Below are 3,211 nucleotides of genomic sequence, written 5' to 3'. Positions count from 1 at the left end.
TTTTAATTATTTTTAATCAAACATGGCACTACACTTTGGCCAAAAAAAAGAACCGCCCCTTATTTCTATGCGGTTCTTTTCGCTTCTTTTGCGATTTTTTAGGGTTTAACTGTCAAAGTTCTGTTAAAATTCATTATTCAATATCTCTGTTCAAGCTAATTTACTCCCGTAAATTATTTCGAATATTCTTTGTTTGCCTACACCCCTGCGCAAGCAGATTGTACAGATCCTTGACGCGTTCCTTGAAATGGAGAGGTTGTTGGTGGGGAAGTGAGATCAACTCTTCTTAAATAAACGTTTAAACCTTTCTCTAAATGTCCACATTTTGGCATGCTTTTCGGCCGCATTAAATAATTCTATAAAATCATTTTCTGGGCCAGAATATTTAAAAGGAGTTTTTGGATTAAAAAGTTTTGTATAATTTAAAATAGAATTTCTTAATTCTTCTATCTGAGAGTCATTGTCAATTTGCTTTATTTGAATTTCTCTATTGTCAATGACCAAATCTAAAGGGAAACCATTAATATCCCATCCTTTGTATTCATTATCTTCTACATCAATTAATTCTATGTATCCTCTTAATTCATTAATACTATTAAACTTGTACATCCATTTATCACGGTCAATTAAAAATACAGGGTAGGTTATTGCCATAATTACCATCCTCCCTGCCATGGCCTGTGTTTTCCTATACCAGGTCTTCTGTGATAATGTGGTCGATCACTGGGTGGATCTCCATCCGGATTTCCTGTGGGATTAATTCTTAATTGCGTTTTACCACCTTGCCTTATAACAACTTCCCCACCTTTAAATAGTACTTCTATTTCATAAGCAACTTTTACAACTGCTGTAACAATAGTTCCCCACACAACAGGATCTTCCCAGAACATTCGTCCAGCATTTCCATTTTCCTTCTCAAATTCAATCATTTCTTCAGTAGTCATATTTTTCCAATATTCTTTCATCTCTTCTGCATTCATTTCTCGCCAATTTTTTTTCTTACACCATCCCCACGGATCAACAAAATTAATTGGATTATTGCCGCAATACGCATAAAAATTAACTCCTGCAAGAAATCCAATCAGATCCGGCTCAAGGAAGCGTCCGACTTTGGGATCGTAGTAACCGAGCCCTGTTTATCTATCATAGATCACTTTTCAAAATCAATCCTTTTATATGGCGAAGATTATTGGTTCTGGTACTCAAATCTTCGGTTGGCGTATATTACTTCAGTTTACTTTATATACTTAATTTTATACTTTATTGTAATTTGTCCACTTTTTACATCCAAAGGTTTATACTCTAAAATACATTTATCACTGTACCATTCTTTATTGATGGATTGATCAATTGCCCCTTTACCTAATTTTAGAGTATCCTGTATACCCTCGTTACTAACTATATTTAAAACAGCTGTCCCTTCAATCTCACCAATAAGTTTAATCAATACGGAATGAACAGGCCTATCCTTATCAATATTGAATACAATATTTTGTTTTTCTTTAATATTTCCTATTATTACCATTTCATCATAATGTATAGATGAACATGAAAATAATATCGCACTGGCAAACAAAACTATTAAATACTTGATTAATATAATATTTCTTATTTTCATTATTTACATTTACTCTTATAATTTTTATAACCTTTTTGTGGATCGATTTTATTAATCCTTAATTCTCCATCTTTAAGCAAATCTAATGCGTCTTTATCAGATAAAGCCCCTTTTAAATTATTATGCATATCCATTAATAGATCTTCCCATGTTTGTGTCCCATCCTTAACATTATCAACAAGTTCATGATATGTTGAAGCAACAAGTGCGTTTAAAGGACTCGATCCTTCTTTCATTTTTTGATTCCAAAGAGCATGTCTATAAGCATCTTGCGGTCCGCCAGCTGCTCCGGGGAGACCAGATCGTTTTGCTTCATTGTATGCTTCAACAGCAGTTGTTTTTGCAATAAATTCAATATTAGATTTATAATCCCACCAATCACCTACCGCCAATCCCAATGGATCAATCCAATTTACTGGGCTATTGTTACAATAAACGTAGAAGTTAACCCCTGCAAGGAACCCAATTGGATCCGGCTCCAAAAATCTTCCAACCTTTGAATCATAATATCTCGCCCTGTAGAAATAGAGCCCGCTTTGGGGGTCGAGTTCTCTACCAGTAAATGCGTAGATGAGTTGAAGCGTTGAAGCGTTTAAAGAAGTTAAAAGATTACCATACGAATCATATCTGTAAGTTTCAATTACATTCTGGTTACTATCAGTTATCGCAGTAATACTTCCGAGATAGTCCTGGTGATAATAATATGTACTGTCAGCAACAAGGTCGTGATATGATAACGGATGGTCGATTCCCGGCCCGTGGGTGATGCTTGCGATTGCTGTATTTGTACTGTCGAGAACGGCGATGATATCCTCACCATCGTAAACATAGCGATGAGTCGTGAGTGATGAGTTTTGAGTATTAAATACTTTTTTCTCGATTCGGCGGCCGAGGGCATCGTAGGTGTATTCAGCATAGTCGCCATTTGCAAAATCTATCCGCTTTAGCCGGTTCTCATAATCGTAGGTGTAATTTGTTACTCCGGTTGTATCTGTCTTTGTGATTCGGCTGCCGTTGTTGTCGTAGGTATATGAAACTGTCATAGTGTCATGTGTCAAAGTTTCAAGGCGGTTGCCATTGTCATACACGTAATTTCCAGAGGGCGTATCGCGATACGCTCCTACAATACGGTTTCCAACGGAATCATAGGAATAACCTTCGGTCAGGTTTCCGTTCAGTTTTGCCTCTGTTAATTGATATATGCTGTCGTAATTGTATTCATAATTGCCATCATGGGTTAAAACCTTCTTCCGGTTCCCAATCATATCAAAATCTCCGGCGTTCTGTGACAGGTATTGAGATATTACGCTGTTGTTGGATTTGTAATTTATAAGGCTCAATAAATTCCCCAGATGGTTGCTCTGGAGCTCTGTCCATGTCCCGTTCGGCAGGGTCTTTTTGCTCATCCTGCCGAACGCGTCGTATTGAAAAGTATATGTTCCATAGTTGTCCCAGACGGCCTGCATCTGGTTCGCATTGTCATAAGAGTATTCATATTCATTGCCTGTTTTTGAGATTGTCATTTTTTTTCGCCTGTTTGCTTCGTCGTATTCGTAATGCGTGGTGTTGTAATACGGGTCAATAACATCTGTT

At 36.8% G+C, this 3,211-nt stretch carries 4 protein-coding genes and 1 pseudogene; all 5 read right to left on the bottom strand.

The window, feature by feature from the left end:
- Nucleotides 1-276: 276 nt before the first annotated feature.
- Nucleotides 277-654 (bottom strand): hypothetical protein, encoded by a 378-nt coding sequence (locus tag AB1414_17940; protein MEW6609295.1) that lies wholly within the window; start codon nt 652-654, stop codon nt 277-279.
- Nucleotides 655-656: 2 nt separating this feature from the next.
- Entirely contained in the window at nt 657-980 is a 324-nt protein-coding gene (locus AB1414_17935) for a hypothetical protein (GenBank protein MEW6609294.1), read from the bottom strand.
- A gap of 39 nt (nt 981-1,019) precedes the next feature.
- Nucleotides 1,020-1,112, bottom strand: a pseudogene (locus AB1414_17930) (RHS repeat-associated core domain-containing protein).
- A gap of 122 nt (nt 1,113-1,234) precedes the next feature.
- Nucleotides 1,235-1,618: a hypothetical protein gene (locus AB1414_17925; protein MEW6609293.1), complete on the bottom strand. Its 384-nt coding sequence runs from the start codon at nt 1,616-1,618 to the stop codon at nt 1,235-1,237.
- The coding region (locus tag AB1414_17920; protein MEW6609292.1) for an RHS repeat-associated core domain-containing protein at nt 1,618-3,211 on the bottom strand (1,594 nt) is incomplete at its 5' end. The genes AB1414_17925 and AB1414_17920, both read right to left, overlap by 1 nt.

Source organism: bacterium (assembly GCA_040755795.1).
Lineage (GTDB): Bacteria > UBA9089 > CG2-30-40-21 > CG2-30-40-21 > SBAY01 > JBFLXS01.
This window is presented reverse-complemented; position numbering and strand designations above follow the sequence as displayed.